Source organism: Arcanobacterium sp. S3PF19 (genome assembly GCF_000758825.1).
GTDB lineage: Bacteria > Actinomycetota > Actinomycetes > Actinomycetales > Actinomycetaceae > Arcanobacterium_A.
This window is the reverse complement of sequence record NZ_JRMX01000014.1, coordinates 133,056-155,446: the sequence shown is the minus strand read 5'-3', so window position 1 is coordinate 155,446 and position 22,391 is coordinate 133,056. Positions and strand designations below refer to the sequence as shown.

Annotated in this window: 17 protein-coding genes and 3 tRNA genes; 9 read left to right on the top strand and 11 right to left on the bottom strand. The window is 56.8% G+C overall.

Annotated features, from left to right (window positions below; genetic code table 11):
- Positions 1–63: 63 nt before the first annotated feature.
- Positions 64–861, bottom strand: a complete 798-nt coding sequence (locus HMPREF1631_RS05025; protein ID WP_052047134.1) for a thioredoxin domain-containing protein — start codon at positions 859–861, stop codon at positions 64–66.
- Between the two features lie 73 nt (positions 862–934).
- On the opposite strand from HMPREF1631_RS05025, the gene HMPREF1631_RS05020 reads away from it, so the two are divergent.
- A complete protein-coding gene (locus tag HMPREF1631_RS05020) occupies positions 935–1,603 on the top strand; it encodes an adenylate cyclase (protein ID WP_034233078.1) in 669 nt (222 codons plus the stop codon).
- Positions 1,604–1,917: 314 nt separating this feature from the next.
- On the opposite strand, the gene HMPREF1631_RS05015 is transcribed toward HMPREF1631_RS05020, so the two are convergent.
- Positions 1,918–2,003 (bottom strand) — tRNA-Ser (locus tag HMPREF1631_RS05015).
- Between the two features lie 19 nt (positions 2,004–2,022).
- Positions 2,023–2,535, bottom strand: coding sequence for a nucleoside deaminase (locus HMPREF1631_RS05010; protein ID WP_232215436.1), 513 nt, complete (start codon positions 2,533–2,535; stop codon positions 2,023–2,025).
- Positions 2,536–2,620: 85 nt separating this feature from the next.
- Here HMPREF1631_RS05010 and upp point away from each other — a divergent pair, with 85 nt between their 5' ends.
- From upp to HMPREF1631_RS04995, 3 genes are all read left to right on the top strand, one after another.
- Positions 2,621–3,259 (top strand): uracil phosphoribosyltransferase, encoded by a 639-nt coding sequence (gene upp, locus HMPREF1631_RS05005; RefSeq protein ID WP_034233076.1) that lies wholly within the window; start codon positions 2,621–2,623, stop codon positions 3,257–3,259.
- 68 nt (positions 3,260–3,327) lie between these two features.
- Complete coding sequence (locus HMPREF1631_RS05000) at positions 3,328–4,179, top strand: DUF5926 family protein (RefSeq protein WP_034233074.1); 852 nt, start codon at positions 3,328–3,330, stop codon at positions 4,177–4,179.
- A 49-nt stretch (positions 4,180–4,228) separates the two neighbouring features.
- A complete protein-coding gene (locus HMPREF1631_RS04995; protein ID WP_034233072.1) occupies positions 4,229–5,005 on the top strand; it encodes a glycosyltransferase family 2 protein in 777 nt (258 codons plus the stop codon).
- Here the strand turns inward: HMPREF1631_RS04995 and HMPREF1631_RS04990 are convergent, their stop codons facing one another.
- Both HMPREF1631_RS04990 and HMPREF1631_RS04985 read right to left on the bottom strand, forming a co-directional pair.
- On the bottom strand, positions 5,006–7,300 hold the full coding sequence (locus tag HMPREF1631_RS04990) for a hypothetical protein (protein ID WP_034233070.1): 2,295 nt from the start codon (positions 7,298–7,300) through the stop codon (positions 5,006–5,008).
- Between the two features lie 96 nt (positions 7,301–7,396).
- A complete protein-coding gene (locus HMPREF1631_RS04985; RefSeq protein WP_052047131.1) occupies positions 7,397–8,542 on the bottom strand; it encodes a diacylglycerol kinase family protein in 1,146 nt (381 codons plus the stop codon).
- A gap of 98 nt (positions 8,543–8,640) precedes the next feature.
- On the opposite strand from HMPREF1631_RS04985, the gene serS reads away from it, so the two are divergent.
- Positions 8,641–9,924, top strand: a complete 1,284-nt coding sequence (serS, locus tag HMPREF1631_RS04980) for a serine--tRNA ligase (RefSeq protein WP_034233355.1) — start codon at positions 8,641–8,643, stop codon at positions 9,922–9,924.
- A gap of 8 nt (positions 9,925–9,932) precedes the next feature.
- Positions 9,933–10,829, top strand: a complete 897-nt coding sequence (locus HMPREF1631_RS04975; protein WP_052047130.1) for an HAD family hydrolase — start codon at positions 9,933–9,935, stop codon at positions 10,827–10,829.
- Here HMPREF1631_RS04975 and HMPREF1631_RS04970 read toward each other — a convergent pair.
- Entirely contained in the window at positions 10,806–13,121 is a 2,316-nt protein-coding gene (locus HMPREF1631_RS04970; RefSeq protein WP_034233068.1) for a hypothetical protein, read from the bottom strand. The genes HMPREF1631_RS04975 and HMPREF1631_RS04970 overlap by 24 nt on opposite strands.
- 143 nt (positions 13,122–13,264) lie before the next feature.
- On the opposite strand from HMPREF1631_RS04970, the gene HMPREF1631_RS04965 reads away from it, so the two are divergent.
- Positions 13,265–13,352: transfer RNA gene (locus HMPREF1631_RS04965), tRNA-Ser, on the top strand.
- 193 nt (positions 13,353–13,545) lie between these two features.
- A complete protein-coding gene (locus HMPREF1631_RS04960; RefSeq protein WP_084707517.1) occupies positions 13,546–15,981 on the top strand; it encodes an HAD-IC family P-type ATPase in 2,436 nt (811 codons plus the stop codon).
- Between the two features lie 340 nt (positions 15,982–16,321).
- Here HMPREF1631_RS04960 and HMPREF1631_RS04955 read toward each other — a convergent pair whose 3' ends face one another.
- The 5 genes from HMPREF1631_RS04955 to HMPREF1631_RS04935 all read right to left on the bottom strand — a co-directional run bounded on the left by HMPREF1631_RS04955 (position 16,322) and on the right by HMPREF1631_RS04935 (position 21,771).
- Positions 16,322–17,194 carry an electron transfer flavoprotein subunit alpha/FixB family protein gene (locus HMPREF1631_RS04955; RefSeq protein WP_052047128.1) on the bottom strand — a complete coding sequence of 291 codons (873 nt, stop codon included), beginning with the start codon at positions 17,192–17,194 and terminating at the stop codon, positions 16,322–16,324.
- Positions 17,191–18,018, bottom strand: coding sequence for a hypothetical protein (locus HMPREF1631_RS04950; RefSeq protein WP_084707465.1), 828 nt, complete (start codon positions 18,016–18,018; stop codon positions 17,191–17,193). The genes HMPREF1631_RS04955 and HMPREF1631_RS04950 overlap by 4 nt, the downstream gene beginning before the upstream one ends.
- A gap of 78 nt (positions 18,019–18,096) precedes the next feature.
- Positions 18,097–18,173 (bottom strand) — tRNA-Pro (locus HMPREF1631_RS04945).
- Positions 18,174–18,311: 138 nt separating this feature from the next.
- On the bottom strand, positions 18,312–19,337 hold the full coding sequence (locus tag HMPREF1631_RS04940) for a metallophosphoesterase (RefSeq protein WP_034233064.1): 1,026 nt from the start codon (positions 19,335–19,337) through the stop codon (positions 18,312–18,314).
- Positions 19,338–19,362: 25 nt separating this feature from the next.
- Positions 19,363–21,771 (bottom strand): transglycosylase domain-containing protein, encoded by a 2,409-nt coding sequence (locus HMPREF1631_RS04935; RefSeq protein ID WP_198017377.1) that lies wholly within the window; start codon positions 21,769–21,771, stop codon positions 19,363–19,365.
- Between the two features lie 199 nt (positions 21,772–21,970).
- Between HMPREF1631_RS04935 and HMPREF1631_RS04930 the strand changes: the two genes are divergently transcribed.
- Positions 21,971–22,288 carry a WhiB family transcriptional regulator gene (locus tag HMPREF1631_RS04930; RefSeq protein ID WP_034233062.1) on the top strand — a complete coding sequence of 106 codons (318 nt, stop codon included), beginning with the start codon at positions 21,971–21,973 and terminating at the stop codon, positions 22,286–22,288.
- The last annotated feature ends 103 nt before the right edge of the window (positions 22,289–22,391 follow it).

Here is a 22,391-nt window from a genome sequence, read left to right as displayed (position 1 = left end):
CCCGGCGGAAGTGGCCGGGAGTATCTGTCGCGATCTTCATATGCCTGAAAACCGGCCGGGAAACTACTTAGCCTTTGCCGCTATCTGGGCGTCAATAATCCGGTTCATCTCCGAAATTTCGATTCCCGCATTAATGCCGTAATATCCGATAATAAATCCGGGCGTACCCTGCAGGCCGATTTTCTGTGCCGTCTGCGCGGATTTGCGCACTGCCTCCGTGACTGCGGGGGAGGTCAGATCCGCCCGGAATTTTGCCGTATCGGGGATACCGACTTTTTCCGCAAGCTGCGTCAGCCCCTCCGGCGTGTAGGTAATTGATTTTGTCTGCAGCCCGTTAAACAGCGCATCGTGGTATTCCCAGAATTTATTCTGCAAAGCCGCGGCTTCCGCGCCCTGCGCGGCGAGCACGGACTCCTGCCCGAGCACCGGGAAGTTTTCAAATTCGTAGCGGATGTCTCCGTTGTCGATCCGTGCTTTAAGCTGCGGCTCCGTGTTGAGGGTATACACCGCGCAGTGAATACAGCGGAAATCGGCATACACCTTAACCACGATTTTTGCGTCTATTTTGCCTTTGGTGTGCGGATCGTGCGGATCTTTGCGCGCCAGGGAATCAATAACGCGTTTCTGATCCTGCGAAACGGGCGGCGCAGCCTGTTTTTCCCCGTCCGGGCGCGCGGCGTCTGTCTGCCCTGCGGACGCGGAAGACGTCTGCGCCTGCTCCCCGGTCTGCCCCGGGCGCTGACTGCGCGCCAGAAACAGCGTTGCGACAACTATTATCAGCAGAGTAAAAAATGCAACTGCGGCAATAATGATTTTTTTTCTCTGATTCTGTTTTCCCGCGGACGGCGCCTGCGTACCCATTTACTGTTTCCAACTTTCCGGTTGTCTGTGCCTGTCTTTGAACATTGTAGAACATTATTTATATTCTTAAAGTATGAGTGAAGAACTTCCCTTTGAATTTGAACGAAAATTCTTCGTGCGGAAGGTGCCCGACGAAGCGCTGAAACACGGCGCGGCGCAGACGATTGTGCAGGCATATGTGTTTGCGCAGGCGGGGTATGCAATTCGGGTGCGGATTGCTTTTCCGGGGCCGTGTACGTCTCTGCCGCGGTATGACGAACGTGTGGACCATATGGGAGGTTATGAACGCCGCGTGCTCGCCCTTCTTCTTGACCGGGCGCAGGAAACTCCGCACACAGACGGACAGGACGGGGAGGAAAACGGAGCGCAGGCGACAATTACGGTGAAATCGCCGTCTGTGAGCGGAGAACGCTACGAACTGGAAACACCTTTGGATTTTGACGTTGCCGTGCAGATTATTCAGCATTCGGCGCATTTGATCGTCAAACAGCGTTATTCGCTGTGGATCGGGGAAGACGGATGGGAATTTGATGTGTTTGCGGGGCAAAATCAGGGTTTGGCGGTAGCCGAATGCGAGCGGATGGGCCCCGTGACGGATTTGCGGATCCCGGATTTCTGCATCACGGAAGTGACGGACGACGTGCGTTTCACGAACGACAGACTGGCGAGAGAGCCGTGGAGTCAGTGGGACACACAGTTTTATGCGCAGCTTTCCGCCTGCGGACCGTATTTTGAAAAATAAGGCGGCGCACGGTATCGCAAAAAAATACGCTTCGTCCCGGCGCGCCTCCCTCGCCGTCCGGCCGGGGCACATTGGGCAATTAAATCGTAACCGCAGGTAAAACGGCTTAAAATTGCGTTATCCCTCCGGGAAGTTTTATTTTTCGCGGCAGGCGGGTTTTCTTTTCTGTGTGGGTTTCAAAATGTTGGGATAATGTCGGAAATTCCCGACATTTAGAGTATATATTGACTAATGCTGATAAGGTAGCGCATTGCTTAAAACGTTGCTATATAAGCGAAATCCCCGCCAAATCAGCGATTTGCCGGGGACTGCGGCGGTGACGGTGGGATTTGAACCCACGGTAGCTATTAACTACACAGCATTTCGAGTGCTGCACCTTCGGCCGCTCGGACACGTCACCTCGAATTGTTATATTATCTTCATTTGTCTCCGACTGCCAAGTCGCCCTCTTCTCTGCAAGGGATTTCACAGGTTTTCTGCCTGTGGCGGGCGAACCATCCGCGCAGGGCGTCTCCCGTTTCCCGTTCCAGTATTCCGCCGATCACTTCCGCCGGCTGGGCAAGCCGTGCGTCACGGAGAACGTCGCGTACGGATCCGGCGGCCCCGGCTTTTTCGTCCCATGCGCCGAAAACAACACGTGAAATATGCGCGCCGAGAATTGCGCCCGCACACATTGTGCACGGTTCGAGCGTCACCACCAGGGTGCATCCGCTCAGATTTTTGCCGCCGAGGGTCCGCGCCGCCGCGCGCAGCGCATTTATTTCGGCGTGACCTGCGGGATCGGCGTCGCGTTCACGGGTGTTGAACCCCTCGCCGACAATCCTTCCCGAAGCGTCGGCAACCAGCGCACCCACAGGCACGTCTCTGCCGGGCACGGCCTTTTCAGCCAGAACCAGTGCCCGGCGCATAAGCAGTTCTTCTTTTTCCCACACGCAACCATTGTATATCCCATATTCCGTATCTCTCCCGCTGCCTGCGCATTCCCATTTTCGGCGGCGAATGTGTAAAATTGAAACCATGAGACTGACCGTAATTGATCACCCCCTGGTAACCCATAAACTCACGGTTTTACGTGACGAAAACACCCCTTCCCCGGTCTTCCGCCAATTGGTCGAAGAACTCATTATGCTTCTGGCATACGAATCCACGCGCGGAATAGCGCTCAAACCCCACGCAATAAACACCCCGGTATGCCCCACCACCGGAGCCAAAATCGCTTCCCCGCGCCCGATCGTGGTTCCGATTCTCCGTGCGGGACTGGGAATGCTGGAAGGAATGACGCGCCTTATGCCCACCGCCGAAGTCGGCTTTTTGGGTCTGAAACGCAACGAGGAAACGCTGGAAGCCGTTACCTATGCGAACCGGCTGCCTGACGATCTTACCGACAGGCAGTGTTTCGTTCTCGATCCGATGCTGGCCACAGGGCATACATTGATTTCCTCAATCGACTATCTGTTTGAACGCGGAGCAAAAGACGTTACGGCGATCTGTATTCTTGCCGCGCCCGAAGGTCTGAAAACACTGGAAGAACACATCGGCACCCGCGGGGACGTAAAAATTATTGTGGCTGCGGTGGACGAAAAGCTGAACGACAAAGGATACATCGTTCCCGGGCTGGGAGATGCGGGAGACCGTCTCTACGGCGTAGTTGACTGAAACGGCACGGGGGTATCGCCGCCCGTATGCAGAACGCGGCCTGAATCGGCCGGACACAGGGAGAATCCATGGGAAAAAAGAACCGCAAAGAAAAAAGCGCGAAGACAAAACGGATCAGATTTGCGGAACGTCCGTTCGCGGGAATTCCGTTTGAGCCTGAACTGGTGGCAATGCGGGAGATTCTTCCCGCAGCCACGTTGGCCGTGCGTACCGCTCCCGCATACGGAAGCGAAGATGTTTTGCTGGTGACGATGCTTCCGCAAATGGCAGGGGCATTGAGAAGAAAAGACGGTGTGCTGCTGGTAGCTCTGCAGACGGTGATGAATTCCGGAGATCTGTCTTTGGATGTGGCAGACCGTCTGTGTGCCGGGCTGAAGCTGAAAAACGGGGAAACATTTACCCAAACCGGGCAGCCCGAATCCGAGCTGCGTCTGCAGGACGTGCTCGATTTGTCCGCCGCATCCCGTTTCTCGCTGCACGATGATTTCTCTTTCTGGATTTCCGCCGAAGAAGCGGAAAATCCCGATGTGGCCGCGGCGCTCGCGGAGACGAAAGAACAGATCATGCCGACCCGGCAGGTGCCCGGGGTTGAGGGGGCTTTTTGGACGCGGATGCAGCGTGAGTTTGTGCGCTGGGTTCGGCCCGAAGACCGGGAGTGCGTACTTAACGCGCTTTCCCGGCTGCAGCATCGACGCGCACTGACTTTCGACGATGCCCGGTTTGTGGGCGCATTTCGCGCGCAGGGACTTCTGATTCCCGTATTTGAACTCGCGCCGGGCACGGAAGCCGAGGAGCTCGCCGACGCAATGAAAGACTTCGCCCAACTTTTCGCGCAGGAAATTGCCTCGACGGCTCCGCTCACGCCGGAAGAACGCCGGGCAAAAGCGGGAATCATTTCCCGGCAGGTAACTTTGCGGTAGAGTGTCGGTAGCGGAGAATTAAAAGCCGATCTTAAGGAAGTGGATTGCCGTGCAGGAGAAGCAGCGTGTTGCGGTCATTATTCCCGCCAAGGACGAGGCGCGGCGGATCGGGGCAACGATTCGTGCCGCCCGCTCTATTCCGCACGTGGATCTGGTGATCGTGGTAGATGACGGATCCGAGGACGACACGCAGAAAATTGCCCGCGCGGCAGGTGCGGCGACCGTACGCCATTCCGTAAACCGCGGAAAGGCTTCGGCGATGGAAACCGGCGCCCGCGTGGCCCAAATGCGCGAAACGGATGAATCAAATCCGCGTCTGATGCTCTTTTTGGATGCCGATTTGGGTGATTCCGCCCTTTCCTGTATGCCGCTTGTTGAACCCGTGCTCAGCGGAAAAGTGGACTGCACGATCGCTTTTCTTCCCCCGCAGCAGGGAGCCGGCGGGCACGGATTCGTTACCGGTTTGGGACGGAAAGCGATTAAACGCGCCACGGGATGGGTGGCACGCCAGCCGCTTTCAGGCCAGCGCTGTATCACCCGCGAGGCTTTTGATGCCGTGCAGCCGCTTGCCCCCGGATGGGGTGTGGAAGTGGGAATGACGATTGATCTGCTCGTTGCGGGATATACGGTGCAGGAAATTCCGTGCGACCTTCATCACCGTGCAACGGCAAACGATTTTAAGGGACAGCTTCATCGGGCGAACCAGTATAAGGACGTCTGGCTTGCGGCCTATTCCCGCCGCCTGCACCGCGTATCCGTTCCGCGCGGAAAAAGGAACGGAACACCGCCCGAACCGGGGATGCCGTTTAATGCCTACGGATCCTGATTATTTCTTCTCCGTTACCGTTTTTCCGCCGGGCGCGTGCCGTGGCGAAATTCCGCGCAAAAGCGGCATTCCCCACAGCGGAATTGCGTAAATCAGCCCGAAAAACACGATCGTTATCCCTGAATCGTTGATTGCCGCCGCCGAAAAGAGAAGGGCGAACACAGCCAAACCGGCCTGGACGGTTTCCCGGGGAAGAGTGCCCGCAGCAATCTGCCCGGTGTCTTCGGATAAAATCCGGTGCAGACGCTCTCTGTTTTTCCACCACGCGAAAGCAATCACGCACAGACCCGCGGCCAAAGCGATCCAGGCAATTAAGGGCATTTCAAACACAAACCGCGCTTTGCGCAGGATAACGGGCAGAGCGTTGCCGGCCAGGACGGATCCGAAAAACTTTCCCAGATGGGACTGCATCTGCACCGGGCGGAGCCAGTCCGGAAACGATGTCAGAAACATTACCGCCAATGCGCACGCCGCGAAAGACAAAACCGAAAACAGGTTCAGTTTCTTTCCCCAATGAATGAAAAACAGAAGCAAAAATGCGACCGTGAGTGTGGGCGGACCGCCAAAATCCGCTCCAACCTGCGGCGAACCGTCCACAAACAGACACAGTGCCAAAAATGTGGCGCAAAACAGACCCCGCGTAAAAACCGAAGCATTATTTTTACGCAGAAGATACAGTCCGTAACCGGCGAGCATAACCGCCGAAACGCCGAAAACCGCAAAAGGCACGTTGCTCAGTCCGTAAAATCTTCCCCCCGACTGCGGCTGGTCTCCCAAAACGGAGGAAAAATGCAGGCCGGAGCCGAACAGCGCGTCTATTCCGGGCACGGCAAAACCAAGACACGCCACCGGCAGGGGGGAACGCGCCGCGAAGCTCAGAATACCGAGGAGAAGCGAAAGGAAAAACACCGAAAAGAAAAACATTTCCACGGGCGCGGTGCAATTCCACCAGGGAAAAAGATTAACCAAAAACGAGGCCGCCGGCAATGCGGCCACCCCGGGCAAAAATATCGCGAGCGCACGCCGTGACCGCCCGCGATACAGGCACAGACCGGCAAATGCGGATCCGAGGATGGAAAGAACGGCAAAAGAAATATAGAAGATCCCCACACAGCTGCGCACGGCAAGTGCCCGGCGCAGATCGCCGCGCAGGATTTCCGTCTGCCGGGCAGGCGGTGCGTAGCGGGGATGAACCCGGACCGGGGCGCCGTTCACCCCGGAAAGTTTTTCCCCGCCAAGCAGCTCGGAAACTGTGGGAAGAATATCCGTCAGCTGCACGACGCCCGTCTGCCGGGTGGAATTCGTGTGCGCCGTGCCCTGTTTTCCCTCTGCCGTGCGCATCGCGAAAAACTGCGGGCGGGCACTCTTTGTATCCGCTTCGGCCACCGAAAACATCAGCACCGCCGATCCGCGCGGAATTTCGGCCAGGGTCCGGCCTATTCTTCTATCAAGCTCCCGTACCTGTGCCAACAGCGAAGAATCTGCCGTGTCCGGGGGGATAAAAGCCGAACGGAGCGGGGAACCGGAAGGGGAGTACGTGCCCAGTTTCGCTTCCCGTGCGCGCAGCGCACCCAAATCAACAATTACCGCCTGTTCGTTTTTCAGCTGCCGCAGCGCGGTTTTCAGTCCCGCTTCGCTTACCGTTCCGCCGGCGGAAGGAGTGTCCGTGGGGATAAATGTGCCGGAAAAATTACCCCGGGAATCCGCCGCCGCCAGCCGCGCACCGCCGCCTATTGCCGCCACCCGCATGTTTTTCCGTGCAAAAATATCGTTCAGTCTGCCGAATTTGGGGTCATAGCCGGTGCGGGAGTTGACATCCGCCAGTGTTTTCCACCCTGAAATCCTGCCGTCGTTTGGCAGCGGGGCACATACACCGCCCGTACCCCCGGCGCCGAGCGTGCGTGCGCCCGTGTTTAGACTCAGCCATCCGCCGTCGGGGCACGTGGTTTCGCCTTCCGTTTTTACCACCAGGTTCGCGCCGGCACCCGTCCCGAGATATTTCCATATGTTCGGAGTGCGCTGCCGGTTTACCGCAGACCAGTCCAGGCCGGAAAAACCAATCAGAAAAATCTTCGGATTTTTGTGCGTTCCCGCGGGGAAACCGCAGGAGCCGTATTTGCCTGATACGGAAGCGGCGCCGCGGGAGCCGGAAACGGAATCCGGGCACGCTCTGTAGTATGCGGCGGAGCGCAGCCAGGCCGTGAAACACACTCCGGCCAGCAAAAGGACCGTACACAGCAAAACAGCTGCCTGTACGGCGGCCGGTTTTCCCTGTCCGCGCATAAACAAATCCACATTCTTAACGTTTGCATATTCTTTCGGGTACGCGAAAACCCGCGGTCCTTCCCGAAAATTTCTTTTTTATTATACCCGGGTTGAAAGTAAAAAATACTAGTGACAGACGCGCACCCGAAGCGCACCGGGATCAATCCCCGCCCGGATCCGCATTGCCTTGCCCAACACGTCTCCGTCTGTCTGCACCTGTCTGGGTTCTGTCAGGGTTACCTCGCATGTGCGTATCCGGTGGGTGGTGATGTCGCCGGAAAACGCTTCTCCCCGGGGAAGATTCTTCGGCTCTATTCCCGCACCTTTCAATGCCATTTTCTGCACCAGATTTGCCCAGCCGATAATTCCCCCGTTTACGTCCAACACGGCAAGTTCGAGCCATGAGTTTGCCGGATCCGCGTTGCGTTCCATCACGATTCCCCCGGGCAGCTCCCCGCAGTTCATAAACATTACCGAACGGGCTTCGGTTTCAATTTCCTGCGCCGCATTTCCCGGACGGATCCGGACCGTCATTTTTTCCGAGAAGAGATTCGTCAGGGCACCTTTTACGTATGCGAGCCAGCCGATTTTTTCTTTCAGCACGGGGTTCGTGGAACTCATAATTTCCGCATCGAAGCCTACGCCGCCGATCACGAGAAATCCGTATTTTCCGGGCCCGGCCATTTTTTCCGCGTCGGGAGGCACAGGCCCCGGCGGTTCCAAAATTTCCAGCCAGGCGAAGTCTATCGTGCGGGTAACGCCGGTGAGAACCGTTCTGACCATGTCTTTTTTGGAGCTGAGGGGCAGATTCAGATTTCGGGCAAGCAGATTTCCCGTTCCCAGGGGAAACACGCCCAGGGGAACTTCCGTGCCTGCCAAAGCCTCCGCAACGGAACGCACGGTTCCGTCTCCCCCGGCGGCAATCACCACTTCCGGACGGTAGGTTTCCAGTGCCTTTCGCGTAATTTCCCTGCCGGCGTCTTCCGCCGTGGTTTCCAGCCAGACAGGTTCGGGCAGAGAAACATCCCGTGCGGCCGCACGCAGAAGAGAGCGCAGCTGCGCCCAGTCCACCGATTTTGTGGGGTTGTAAACCACAACCGGCGGGCCGAAATCCTCCTGTCCGTTCAATTCCCGGCGTACGGTCTTTTTCCCCCGGTTAATCCGCAGATCCCTGGCCAGCCGGGTCATTGCGTTTCTCTGACGCAGCCCGAGAAAAAGGGCGCAGAGCGCACAGACCAGAGCGGCCAGGCTGAGCAGAAAATTGAGGTTCATGACTACGATTTTAGCAAAGCGGATGTGCGATAACGCGCAATGGGCAAAAATTTGCGGGAAATTGGAAAGCGCGGCGAATGTGGGCGTATTCTGTAGATATGATTGACATTCGTACTATCCGTGAAAATCCGGAACTGATAAAGGCTTCCCAGAGGGCACGCCGGGACGACGAAACTCTCGTCGACCTGATTCTTGCCACAGACGAAAAACGCCGCCGGGCACTGCAGGAGTTTGAAGATGCCCGCGCCGAACAGAAAGCACTCTCGCGCACTGTCGGAAAAGTTTCCCCGGAGGAGCGGAAGTCCGTTCTCGAGCGCGCAAAGCAGCTTTCCACCCGGGTAAAAACGCTGGAAGCTGCCTCGGCTGCAGCCAACGAAGAATTTATGAAGGCAATGTACCGTCTGCCCAACCCCATCGAGGAAGGCGTTCCCGAAGGCGGGGAGGACGACTATACGGTAGTGAAAAAAGTGGGCACGCTGCGGGATTTCGCCGCGGAAGGATTCGAACCCAAAGACCACCTGGATGTGGCGGAAGGAATTGACGCTGTCGACATGGCGCGGGGCACGAAAGTCTCCGGCTCCCGTTTCTACTATCTGAAAGGTCTTGGCGCACGGCTCGAACTGGCTCTTCTGACCGCCGCCGCCGATCAGGCGCAGGATGCCGGGTTTACGATGCTGACCACGCCGACTCTGGTCAATCCCGATATTATGGGCGGAACGGGTTTTCTCGGCGCGCATTCCGACGAAATCTATTATCTGCCTACCGACGACCTATATCTTACGGGCACATCCGAAGTGGCGCTGGCCGGGTACCATAAGGATGAGATCCTTGATCTTTCCGCAGGTCCAAAGCGTTATATGGGGTGGTCCACCTGCTATCGGCGGGAAGCCGGTTCGTACGGGAAAGACACACGCGGAATTATCCGTGTTCACCAGTTCAACAAAGCGGAAATGTTTTCTTACTGCGATCCGGCGCAGGCCCGGGAGGAACATGAAAGATTCCTTGCCTGGGAAGAGGAAATGATCGCCCGTGTTGAGCTTCCCTATCGCGTGATCTGCACCGCTGCCGGCGATTTGGGCTCTTCGGCTGCGAAAAAGTATGACTGTGAAGCCTGGCTGCCCACGCAGAACCGTTACATGGAGATCACCTCCACTTCCAACTGCACCACCTTCCAGGCACGCCGGCTCAATATCCGTTTCCGCACCGAAAACGGCACCACCCCGGCAGCCACGCTGAACGGCACGCTTGCCACCACCCGTTGGCTCGTGGCAATGTTCGAAAACCACCAGCAGCCGGACGGATCACTGTATATCCCCAAGGCGCTGCGTCCGTACATGGGCGGACGTGAAGTGATTGAGCCGGTTGCGGCAGGGCACAGGTAAGGATTCTTTTGACTCAGGCGCACGATTCTCTGCCGGCCGCCATAGAGGCCGCCCGTCTTCCTTCCGCCGGGCGGGAGCTGTTTGTTGCGGTGGACATTGACGGCACGCTTGTGCATCACAATCTGTCCGTTTCCGGGCGCGTTGTTTCCGCAATCCGCGCACATCTTGAGGCCGGCACGAATTTAATTCTGTGTACCGGGCGGGGAGTGAGCGGCGCACAGATAGCAATGCAGCATTTGGGGATAGATACCGGCTATACGGTATGTTCCAACGGAGCGGTGATTCTTGCCGTGGGCGATACCGCCTCCGCTCTTCCCACCACCGAACTGCCTGCCGCCGTGCGCGAAGAAACACCGGATGTGCGCCTGATCTCCGCCCATACCTTCAACCCGGAAAAAGAGATTGAAATTCTTGCCAAAGCTCTTCCCCATGCGCTGCTGGCAGTGGAGTCGCTTACCGATACGCGCCGGCTGACGGCACCGTTTCCCGAAGGGGAGCTGACGGGCAAATCCGTGGTTGTTCCGCTGTCCGAGCTGTCGCATCCCTGCGCGAGCCGGCTGACCGTGCGCGCCCCGGAAATGACGGCGGACGAACTTCTGGACACCGTAAATAAACTGGGTCTGAACGGCGTGGAATACGCAATCGGCTGGTCTGCCTGGATGGACGTATCCCCGAATGAAGTCACCAAGGCAACCGGGCTGCAGGATGTGCTGAATCTGCTTCATCTTCCGCACCGCAACACGGTGGCTGTCGGAGATTCGGGCAACGACTGCCAGATGCTGCAGTGGGCACATCTGGGTGTGGCGATGGGCAATGCGCCCGATTATGTGGCGCAGTGCGCGGATACGGTGACGGAAAGCGTATACGAAGACGGCGCGGCGTTAGTCCTCGAAGCTCTGCTGTGACGAGGCGCTTTCCTGCGCCGGACTCGGGCGGATGGCGCTCAGACGCTCCGCCATCATTGCCAGCAGCGCGGGAATGGCAATATATCCCCCTTCTTTTACCATAATCATCCCCGAATCGTTGATCGGCACGGCAATCAGAATTCCCGCTGCGACTGCCGCCGCTACGCAGACAAACCCCGGGGCGGATACCGAGCGGGAGAAAGCCGCCGCGTGAATTCCGCTTTTCCTGTTGAGCTTTCGCAATGCGGCGTATGTACCGCCGGCCAGGATCAGGGCAATCAGCATAATTACGGGCAGATCGGGCCGCCCGACCAGCGAACGCAGCACATCACGCAGTTTTCCGCTGATCAGCTGCATATTCTCCGCCGTTCCCAAAGTGGACCAGAACTTTCCGATATGTGATTCGCTGTTTCCTTTTGCGTCGGCGAACCCGACAATGCCCATCGTTGCCGCGCTGGCGGCCAGCCAGATAAGGAAGTGCCGGAAACGAAGTTTTATCTTTGCCGTAAACAGGAAAAACAGACCGAAAGCGGCGATGATTCCCGGCGGACCGCCAAAATCGGCACCCCATTGGGGAACCGCGTCCACCGCCAGCGCCGTAAGACCCACGGCCGATACGCACAGCAGGCGAATCTTTTTCCTTCGCCACAGAGCAAAAAATACCAGTACGGCCAATGCGCCCGCAATAACCAAAATCAGATACGTACGGTTTGATATTCCGTAGTAGCGGCGCGAGGTAAGCACCGGCGAACCCATGAAACCGTTTTTTTGGTGTGCGGAACCGAAGATCACGTCCAAACTCAGCAGCAGAAAAGTGAGCAGGGCAAGAAGCGGGACGCTCTGTTCGCCGCCGTACCAAACTTTTCCGCAGCTGTCTGTCTCTTTTTTCCCTGCGGTGAGAAGGAAAGAGATTTTGCGCGCGCACGCAGTCAGCACTCCGGCAAGCACCAAAGTGGCGGCGATGCTCACCGCGCGTGCCTGCGTACTTGATTCCGTTATTCTCCACCACGGAATGAAGTTCAGCAGCAGAGCCGAGGGAACAAAGGCAAATATGTATGTGTTCAGCAGTGCGCACGCTTTCCATGTGCGGTCTTTTGTTCCCCAACGGGTACCCGGTTTCCCCGGGCGCAGCAGGAGCAGACCGATAAAGAAGAAAATACCGGCCACGCCGCCCGCATTAAATATCTGATACCACATTCCCGTGGCATTACGCCCCATGTAGGAATGCATTTCCAGTTCAAAAATCGTTTCTTCCGCTTCTTCGACGGTTGCGGGCAGCGTGCTCAGCCGCCCCGGGGTGCCCATGAGAAGAGCACGGACATCGGAAATCGTGATCAGCCCCGCGCTGCGCGTTGTCTTTGCGGTAATCAGAGCGTGTTTTCCGCTCCCGGAGGAAGGCAGAGGCATATCTGTGGCGAAAAAATGCAGGTGGGGGCGTTCCCACCGGTCGGCAAGCGAAGCAATTACCGTCTTTCTCGGATGCGCGGAAGAAAGATTGGCTTTCAGCACATTCTTTAATCTTTTCTGGATTTCTCCGGACTGCGGTAGTGCTTCCAGGTATCTGTTTCCGCTGCGCACGCTGCCCACATCCACGAGTACGTCCCGCTGCGGGCGGTCGTTAAAGACTGCGCGCAAAACTTCCTGCCGGGCGGAAGAGCTGCCTGTTTTGGGATAAGGCATCCAATATCTCAGGTGCCCGCCGGTATCTGCGAGAGGAATTGCGGCGTTGTCTCCGATGGCGGCGGCAGAGGGGAGAAAAGTTTTATTTTCCGTCCATTTTGTGCCGCCTATGTGCGCCGGAAAATTTTTGATCTGCGCCCGGGAGGGAACGGAAGCGGGGGAAGATGAGGAGATTTTCACGCTCGGGCAGTCGTCTTTTCCAAAAACGAGGAAATTGCCCCGATTGTATTTATCCTGTACATCCGCGAAAGTGCGTAAAGACATCCACCCTTCGGTGGGGCATGTCAGTGGGGAGAAAGTGCGTGGTGTAAGCGCGGCAAAGGAGTATCCGGAAAGAAGCGCGTGCAGCTCGGGATCTCCCGTAAAAATATCATTCGGATGTATGCCGCCCATTCCGATAAACAGAACCGGTTCACGCCGGAAAGTCAGTTCCCGGCCGTCCGTTTTTTCGGCTGCGGCATTTTGTGTGTCTGCCTGTGCCGGGGGGAGAGAAATACGTGCCGAGGCCGGTGCGGCAAAAGAGGAAAGAGGGAAAACGGCTGAAAAAAGAAGGCACAGCACGGCAAAAAACGTCGTTTTTATCGCTGTCAAACCGCGTTTTTTCACAGCCATGCCTTTCCTTTTCTTTCTTTTTAACCGGCCGGCGCCGCATTATCTACCAGTATAGCGAAAGTCGGCAGCGGATAATTTTTGTTTTCCCCTATTTTCTTTTTCCGTAAAATTAAACTAAAATCTTATGGTACGCTTCGGGCGTAGGAGAGTTGTCAGAGCGGCCGAATGAGCCGGTCTTGAAAACCGGTATGCGGCGATCCCGCATCGGGGGTTCGAATCCCCCACTCTCCGCGGCCATCCGCGCCGGGTGTGGGTTTTCCCTTGTTTTAAGCCGTTTTACCTGCGGTTTTGCCTGGATGTACCCTTTGTTTCCATAATCTGTACCCCCCCTGCGCCCGGCCGTTTCGGACGCGTAAAAATTTTTCTTTTCTTTGCGCAGCACGTTAAGGTGTGCGCTTTGCTCTTTCCCGATAGAGTTATAAGAGTGAGTAGCGAAAACACCGAACATTCCGATATAAAATCCGCTGTCTGCGGGCTGAGCGACGCTCAGGTACGCCGCCGCGTGGAAGCCGGGAAAGTGAACGTGCTTCCTCCCCGTTGCGGAAAAACAGTTGCCGATATTGTCCGTTCCAATGTTTTTACCCGCATTAACGCGATGCTGGGAGTGCTCTTTGTGCTGGTTGCCGTCACGGGCTCGTGGATCAACAGTGCTTTTGGAGTTCTGATTGTGCTCAATTCGGCGATTGGAATTGTGCAGGAGCTGCGTGCCCGAAGCACTTTGGAGAAGCTCAGTTTAGTCGGAGAAGAACATCCGCAGGTGATGCGCGGGGGGAAATGTGTGCGCATTGCGCAGGAAGAGCTGGTGGTCGACGACGTAATCTGCCTGCGTGCGGGAACGGAGATCACGGTTGACGGCGAGGTGCTCGAAGCCGAGGAACTGGCCGTCGACGAATCAATGCTCACAGGCGAATCGGATGCCGTGCCGAAACGTTTCGGAGACCGGATTCTCTCCGGCTCTTTTGTGACCGTGGGTACGGGCAAATACCGCGTGACGAATGTGGGCGCGGATTGCCATGCGGCGAAAATAACTGCCCGCGCGGCGAAGTATTCCCTGCATAAGTCGCAGCTACAGGCGGGGATCGACACTATTTTGAAATACATCGTATGGGTGCTGGTTCCCGTGGCCGTGCTGACCGTATTTACGCAGTATTCAAATCCCGACCACACGTGGCGTTCTCTGATTCTGGCAATCTGCGGCGCACTCGTGCCGATGGTTCCGGAGGGTCTGGTGCTGATTACCTCCACCGCCTTTGCGCTGGGCGTGATTCGTCTGGGAAAACGGAAATGTCTGGTAAACGAGCTTCCCGCAATTGAGGGTCTGGCCCGTGTTGACGTGGTGTGTGCCGACAAAACGGGCACGCTGACAGAAAACAGACTGCGTTTTGCCTGTTTTGCTTTTCCCGGGGACGAAGTGCTGATCGCGCAGGACGGTGCGGTAAACAAAACACCGCCGGAGGAGGGGAAAATCGGGGAAGCGTCTCTGATTGCGGCGCAGCTGGCCTGGAACGACAAAGATCCGAACCTGACGGTGTGCGCGGTGCGCGATGCGCTTGCGCGACCGCAGCAGCTGTGGAAACCGGATAAAATCCGCCCTTTCAGCTCGGCAGAAAAATGGTCGGGCATGGATTTTGCCGGAAACGGACATTATATTCTGGGCGCTCCCGATGTGCTCAGTGCGGATTCACGGTGGCTGGATACGGCAGACAGAGTAGGGGATCTGGGCCTGCGTGTTCTGCTTTTGGCGCGTTCCGCGCTGCCGGTAGGGGATATTGTGTCCCGGGCGGGCAGAGTGGAGGGCGGTCCCGAACCCCTGGCACTGCTGGTATTTGAACAGACAGTGCGGGAGGACGCGGCAGACACGCTCGATTTTTTCAAAAAGCAGGGTGTGGCGGTAAAAATAATTTCCGGCGACAATGCCCGCGCGGTGGCGGCAGTGAGCCGCCGTCTCGGTCTGGAAACGGGCGATCCTGTGGATGCACGCACTCTTAACGCGGATAACTTTACGCAGAGTGTGCGTGAGGGAGTGATCTTTGGCCGTGTGCGCCCGGATCAGAAGCAGGAGATGGTGAAGTCCCTGCAGAGCTGCGGATATAATGTGGCGATGACGGGCGACGGCGTGAACGACGTTCTTGCCCTGAAAGACGCGGATATCGGAGTGGCGATGGGCTCGGGTGCCGCCGCATCGCGCGCGGTGGCAAAAATCGTGCTGCTGGACAACAGATTTGCCACTCTGCCTTATGTTGTGGCCGAGGGACGGCGGGTGATCGCCAACATCGAACGGGTGGCAAATCTTTTTCTGACGAAAACCATCTATTCCGCCATTTTGGCCATACTGGTGATTCTCTCGGCGGTTCCGTTTCCGTTTCTGCCGATTCACGTGACGATTACCGGGTGGTTCACCATCGGGGTGCCGGCTTTTATTCTTTCCCTTCCGCCCAATTACCGACGTGCGCGCGGCGGTTTTACGCGCCGGGTACTGCGCTTTGCCTTTCCTGCCGGGGTGATTGTGGGCGTTTCCGCTTTTACCGCCTATCTGCTTGTTTCCGGCGGTCATGTGCCGCAGTCCCATGTGCGCGAATCCACGGCGGCTCTGCTTGCGCTGATTGTTCCTTCCGTGTGGGTGCTGGCGGTTGTTGCCAGGCCGTGGAACCGGTGGAAAATTCTTCTGATTTTCCTTCCCGCGCTTGGGTATGCGCTCATTTTCACCATGGAATTCACGCAGAGGATTTTTGTGCTCGATTCTTCGGATCCGCGGATGATGCTTTCCGGGCTTGCCGTGGGGTTGGCCGGTGCCTGTCTGGTGGAAATCCTGTGGCGTATTTCGCGGGAGAAGGATACACAGGAACCAAAGGTAATGTAGATCACATTTTTTGAAAATATTGTTTTTTCGGCGGAATCAAGCCGTTTTACCGGGCAGTTTCAAAATTCTCAGGAAATTCACAGAATAGATTCCAGGTTATCTAAGGTTTCTTTCCCATACTGAAAACACAACGAAGGATAAGAAATTTACTCCTAGGTTATTTTCTCTTAGTTGTAACGTGTATGAGTGCAAAGTGAATAAGGCGGTTCGAAGTCGGAATTAGTGCCTCCGGTCTGCGGACTGCATTCCCTGAAGGGGCAGCCAAATGCGTGGATGGCTGCCCCTTCCCTTTGTATTCGGGAACGCGGTTTCACAAAACCGCCGCCGCAGGCGATAAGTTTTAAAGAGCGGATTTTACCGCGGGAATTATTTCATACAGATCGCCGATAATTCCGTAATCCGATTCGGCGAAAATCGGCGCCTGGGGATCCTCGTTTACGGCCACAATGACTTTTGCCCTGCGCACACCGCCCATATGGTGAATCTGACCCGAAATACCAACGGCAAAATACAGATCTGCCGTCAGCTGCTGACCGGTAAGCCCGATATAGGAATCAAACCATCCGTATCCTTCCGCAACCGGACGGGTGGCCCCGACTTTGGCCCCAATGGCGTCCGCCAGTGCGTAAATCATCTCCAGATCTTCTTTTCTGGCAATTCCCCTGCCCACGCCGATCACCCGCTGCGCCTTGCTGACGTCGACGATTTGTGCGGAAACCGGTTTGTCTTCCGTAACCCGCACGGAATCGGAAGCGGAGAGACAAAGCGTCTCGGTCTGCGCCTCTCCTCCCGCAGGCACTTCGGATACCGGCAGCACACAGGCAACGGGCCCCTGTGTCGCAATCGTTTCCACGGAAAGACCTGCCACGGAACGCTTCACCGTGCGTGTTTGGGCATCCCAGGCAACCGCCCCGGAAATCCATACGGCTCCGATTTTTGCCGCCGCCGCAGTGGCCAATGCCCGTTCGGCGGGCAGGTCTGCCGCCAGTATGGTATCCGCACCCTCTTCGGCCAGGAAAGACGCCGTCCGGGCGGCCGTCAGTTCGGGCAGGGTTTCGCAGGGGACGTGCACCAGGCGGGCAACTTTTGCGCTCCGCAGATTCCGGGCCAAATCACCGCCGCCCACAACAAGCAGATTGGCGTCTTCGCCGGCAGACTCCGCGATCTGCGCAATGCCGGCTCCCGTTGCGGCAATAATCCAGGTATTGGTCACAGCACACCTTCTTCGCGTAATGCAGCCACCAACTCGGCTGCGGCGTTTTCCGAATCAAATATAATCTGTTTGCGCGGTTTTATCTCGGGTCTCTCCACAGAGACGACATGCGCTTTTCCTGCGGCCGGAGGAAGGGAAACGTCGGCCAATGTCAGTTTTTCCACCGGTTTTTTCCGCGCGGCCATCATATCTTTCATTCCGATCAGAGGAACGGAAACGGCATCGGTGGTCAGGCTGAGCACGGCGGGTCCGGTCAGTTCCAGTGTCTGTGACCGGCCGGCGGAAGTGCGGACAACGGTAAATCCGTTTTCGCCCGCGCTGATTTTCTCCACTCCCGCGAGGGACGGTATTTCAAGGAATCCGGCAACCAGTCCGGGGACGGCCTTTCCGCCTACATCCGCAGATGCCTCACCTGCCAGAATAAGGGCAACATCGTCCCCCAAATTTTTGATTACGGCACTCAGTGCGCGTGCGTAAGTATCCGCACAGGCGTCTTTTAAGGCGTCGTCGGCAAGAACAGTCAGACGGTCCAAACCTCTTGCGGCAGCCGCCTGCGTTGCTTTCGGCGTTGCCGCCGTGGAGTCTCCCGCCGTGATTCCGATCAGTTCCGCACCGGCTGCGTCCGCCGTGAGACGTCCCAAATGAATTGCCACGGGATCATATTCGGAAACTGCGCGTTTTGTGCCCCAATTAATTTCGCCGGTATCGGCAACGGTGGCATACTGCGGATCCGGTGCCCATTTATAGATGACGACTATTTTCATGGATGACGTCCCTCGGTCGGTTGTGTGGTGTAATCTGCCGTTGTTCGGCATGCCCATCATACACCCAAAAGAACTGCCTGAACCGGAGGATGTTTTTCGATACGAAAACGGCGCGGACGTAACCGTCCGCGCCGCTCTTGGTCGGGGTGACGGGATTTGAACCCACGACCTCTTCGTCCCGAACGAAGCGCGCTACCAAACTGCGCCACACCCCGCCGACTCATGCCGGCACTCCTTCATGAGTAGCGTAAATATCTTACATCGGGAAGGGGCCGGTTGCGAAATGAAAACAGTCAATGTTTCTCACATTTTTTGTTTCTGCCCGGTTTTCGAAAGAAATTATCGCAGAGAAATTAAAAGCGAACCAAATCCGTGACGGGTGCTTCCGGCGGGCAGAATGTGCGCACAGGTGTGTAGGGTGAAGTTCCCAGACCCGCGGAAACCTGCACAAACATCTCCGTTTCCGTATCCTTTCCGGGATACTGTGCACCGCAGACCGTTCCCCCGCCGTGCAGCGGGCGGGAGGAACGCAGAGGATAGGGAAACAGGCCCGAGCAGTGTGACGCGGGTAAATCGCAGTTGGTCACGAGCGCCCTGTTTCCCGGCAGACAGACCTGCCCGCCGTGGGTATGGCCCGCAAACACAACGGCGCATCCTGCTCCGTACATCCGCTCCAAAATCCGCGTGTACGGCGCGTGTGTGACGCCGAGCGTAATCCTGTTTGGTTTCTCCGCTTCCGAAAGCCGGCTTTTTTCCGTCTGCGGATCAGTCTGTGGAGAAACCGGGGGGAAACTGTCCCGTCCGATGTGCGGGTCGTCCACGCCGATCAGCTCCAGATGCCATTGTTTTACCCGTATCGCGGCACGTTTATTGTTCAGATTAATCCATCCCAGATCTTCCAGACCTGCCGCCAGCTCGGCGGTGGGCAGGAGTTTCGGCGCGGAGGATTTTTTCCCCTCATTGGAATTCATCACCAGATACCGCAGCGGATTCTTCGGCGTCGGCGCATGGTAGTCGTTGGATCCGAAAACAAATACGCCCGCTGTGCCCCGGAAAACCTCCAGCGCGTGCAGCAGCGGTTTAATTGCCTGCGCCCGGGAGATTAAATCTCCGGTTATTATCACCAGATCCGGATTCACATCCGCCAGTGAGCGCAGAAAAGTGAGCCTGCGTGTGTTGCACGGCAAAAGGTGTGTATCTGAGATATGCACCGTCCGCAGGGTCTCGGGGCGGCGGTGGGGCTGTGTGCGTTCTCCCAGAAGAACCGTGCGCCGGGGCACGCGGTAGTTTTCCGTGTTTAAAAACGCTTTTCCCAAAACCGCGCTTCCGCCGCACAGGAGCATGCCCAAAGTTTTCGCGGGAATTCCTTTTTTTCGCATGGTATTTTCCGAAAATCCGATTCGGTTACTGCGGCGGCGGCGCGGCGCTGCCGCTCGAAACGGTGAGCAGAATTCCGTTTTTATACGGCTCCGCGGAAATTACCCTGTTCTTCGCAACCGTGTCCGAAGGCGCATACTGCCTGTAAACTTCCCGGAATCCCGCTGTGTAAAGGTGGTTCGCGGCAGAGCGGAAATCCATGCCGATCACGTTCTGTGCCTCTCCCGCGTCCGGGTTCTGCCCCGCGCCCTCTTCGGCGTCGCTTTCGTTTTTGCCGGTATTCTGTGCGGGCCCGGTTGTAGGCAGATCAAACGGTCTGGGCTGTGTGCCCTGCAGATATGCCCGCCCGTATGCCCCGAAAATCTGTGCCGGCAAAGTGGAGCCGTAAACGGTCTCAAAATACCTGCCGTTAATCCGAATGTGCAGCATGGGTTTTGTGGAACCCATATGTCCGAGCCAGACGGCAGAGGCGAAATCCGGAGTGTAGCCCACGAACCAGGAATTTGCCGCGTTGTTTGTGGTTCCGGTCTTTCCCGCGGTGGGTCTGCCGAGATTGGCGGCAACGCCGCTGCCGGAAATCACTACCTGCTGGAGGGTGTTGTTTGCCTTCTTGGCGATTTCGGCATCCAATGCCTGGGTGCACTGCGGCTCCTGCTTTGCCAGAACTTTACCCTTTACGTCTTTTATCAGGGTAAAACTGATCGGTTTGCACTGTTTTCCGTTTGCCGCGAGCGTGGCTGCGGCATTTGCCATAGACAGCGGAGTTACGTTTGTTGTACCCAAAACCATGGCCGGTTTGGGGATAAAAGGCATGGGCTGCCCGGGCTTGACATCGAGATTCGGCAGATTCCGCACGTCTTTTTCCGAGGCCAGATCTCCTCCGCGTGCGCCCAGGGCGCGCGCCGTCTTTGCGATTTCGCACAGATCCAGCTTCGAGGCCATTTCCACATATCCCACGTTGTAGGAGTTCTTTGTGGTTTCGGTGACCGTGCGCAGTCCGCCGCCGCTGCCCTCGGAATTCTTCGGTTTCCACATCTGACCCGGGGGAAGATTGTACTGATCTCCGCAGGAAGCGGTGAAATCCTTTTTCGTAAACGGCCTGGGCGTGGTATTGACTCTGTCCATCGGGGAATGTCCCTGTTTCAGCCACTCCACGAGAGTAAACATCTTAAATGTTGATCCGGGCTGGAATCCTTCTCCGCCTCCCTGATCCCTGCCGACGCTCAGGTTCAGCTGCGTGTAATGCGGCCTGTCTTTGGTTTGTCTGCCGTAGCTGCGGTTTTGCACCATCGCGACGATTTTTCCGCTTCCCGGCTCCACCGAGGTAACTGCTCCGTCCACATGGGACGGATCGTCTACGGGCACGTTTTTGGTGAGCGAATTGTATGCTTCGCTCTGCGCCCTGTCGTTGAGTGTGGTAGTGATGTCGAGACCGCCGCGGTAAAGCTTGTTTACGCGGTCGTTACGGTCTTTGCCCCACGATTTGGAAGAAAGAAGATCGTCGACCACCGTTTCGCAGAAGAATGCCGATGCGCCCGCCGATTCGCAGCCGTTTAGCGAGTGGGAAACTTTCAGCATTTTTTCGATCGGTACCGCGATTGCCTTATCGCGCTGTTCTTTTGTGATGTATCCCAGCCTGTACATCTGGCTGAGAACGACATCGCGCCGCGATTTTGCCTGTTTGGGGTTCGTGATCGGATTCCACTGGTTTGGCGACTGCGTGCTGCCGGCAAGCATTGCCGCCTGCTCCAGGGTGACGTCTTTTGCCGAAACGGAATAGAAATACCGGGAGGCCGCCTCCACGCCCCACTGTGAGGGGCCGAACTGCGCGATATTCAGATAGGCGGTGAGAATCTCGTCTTTGCTCCGTTTGCGCTCAAGGGCAATCGCGTAGCGGGCCTCGTTCAGTTTTCTGGTCAGGCTGCGTTCCGTTGCCGCGCTGATTTTCTCTTCGTCGTTGCTGATCCGCCCCTCTTCGATCAGTGCGTTTTTTACATACTGCTGTGTGATTGACGATCCGCCGGCAAGGTTTCCGCCGGTGATGTTTTTCAGGGTTGCGCCCAAGATTCCCTGGACGTCTATTCCCTTGTGTTTGTAAAAACGCTCGTCTTCGATGGAAACGGCGGCGTTCTTTATATACCGGGAAATATCCTTCGAGGCGACCACGATTCTGTTTTCGGCGTAGAAACGGGCAATCTCTTTTCCTTCCGAGGTGCGGATAATAGACTGCTGCGAAGGCTGCGTGAAGTCGATGTTTGTGGGCACGTCGTCAAAAATTTTTACAAGCGCGTTGCTTGCCGTTCCCGTGGAGGCGACCAGCGGGACGGCGGCTGCGGCGAGTACCAGGCCTCCGCCGAAACACAGACCGATCAGCGAACCGACTGTAAACAGCAGCTGCCTGACCGTCATGGTCCGATAGTTTGAAGTATTTCCCATGTGTACAAGGATACTGTGTATGGAGTGCGGTTGCCTATATTTTTGTCTGTTTTCCGCAAATGGCATTAAATTCACCCACAGCGCAGGTGCGCGTCCCGGAGAGTAGGACAAATGTGATTTTTACTGCAAATCCATGTATTATATGGTGATGTCAGTCACTGAAATGTGTCGGCAACGGTCGTTGAGGGGGAGAACGGCGATGGTGTTGATGTACGACAGTCAGGCGTGGGTGTCCCATGCGGCGTGCGCGGGCACGGATCCCGATTCGCTTTTCGTGCGCGGTTCGGCGCAGCGGCAGGCGCGGCGTGTGTGTTTTTCGTGCCCGGTGCGGATTGAATGTCTGGCGGACGCTTTGAGTTCCAATGCGCTGTTTGGTGTTTGGGGCGGCCTGACGGAAAAAGAGCGGCGTGCCATTTTGCGCCGCTATCCCAACGAAAAAAGATGGTATGAGCGTCTGAAAACTTCCAAGGAACCGCTTGCCGAAGATTTGCGGGCGGGAAAAATGCCGCGTCTGTGAGCTTCCGCATACACGGGCGCCTCCCTGTCCCGTGCGGTGTGCGGGAGACGCATTGCGCAAAGCTTTTCCTCCGGTTTTACGCACCGGAAAGCGCCCGTCCGCT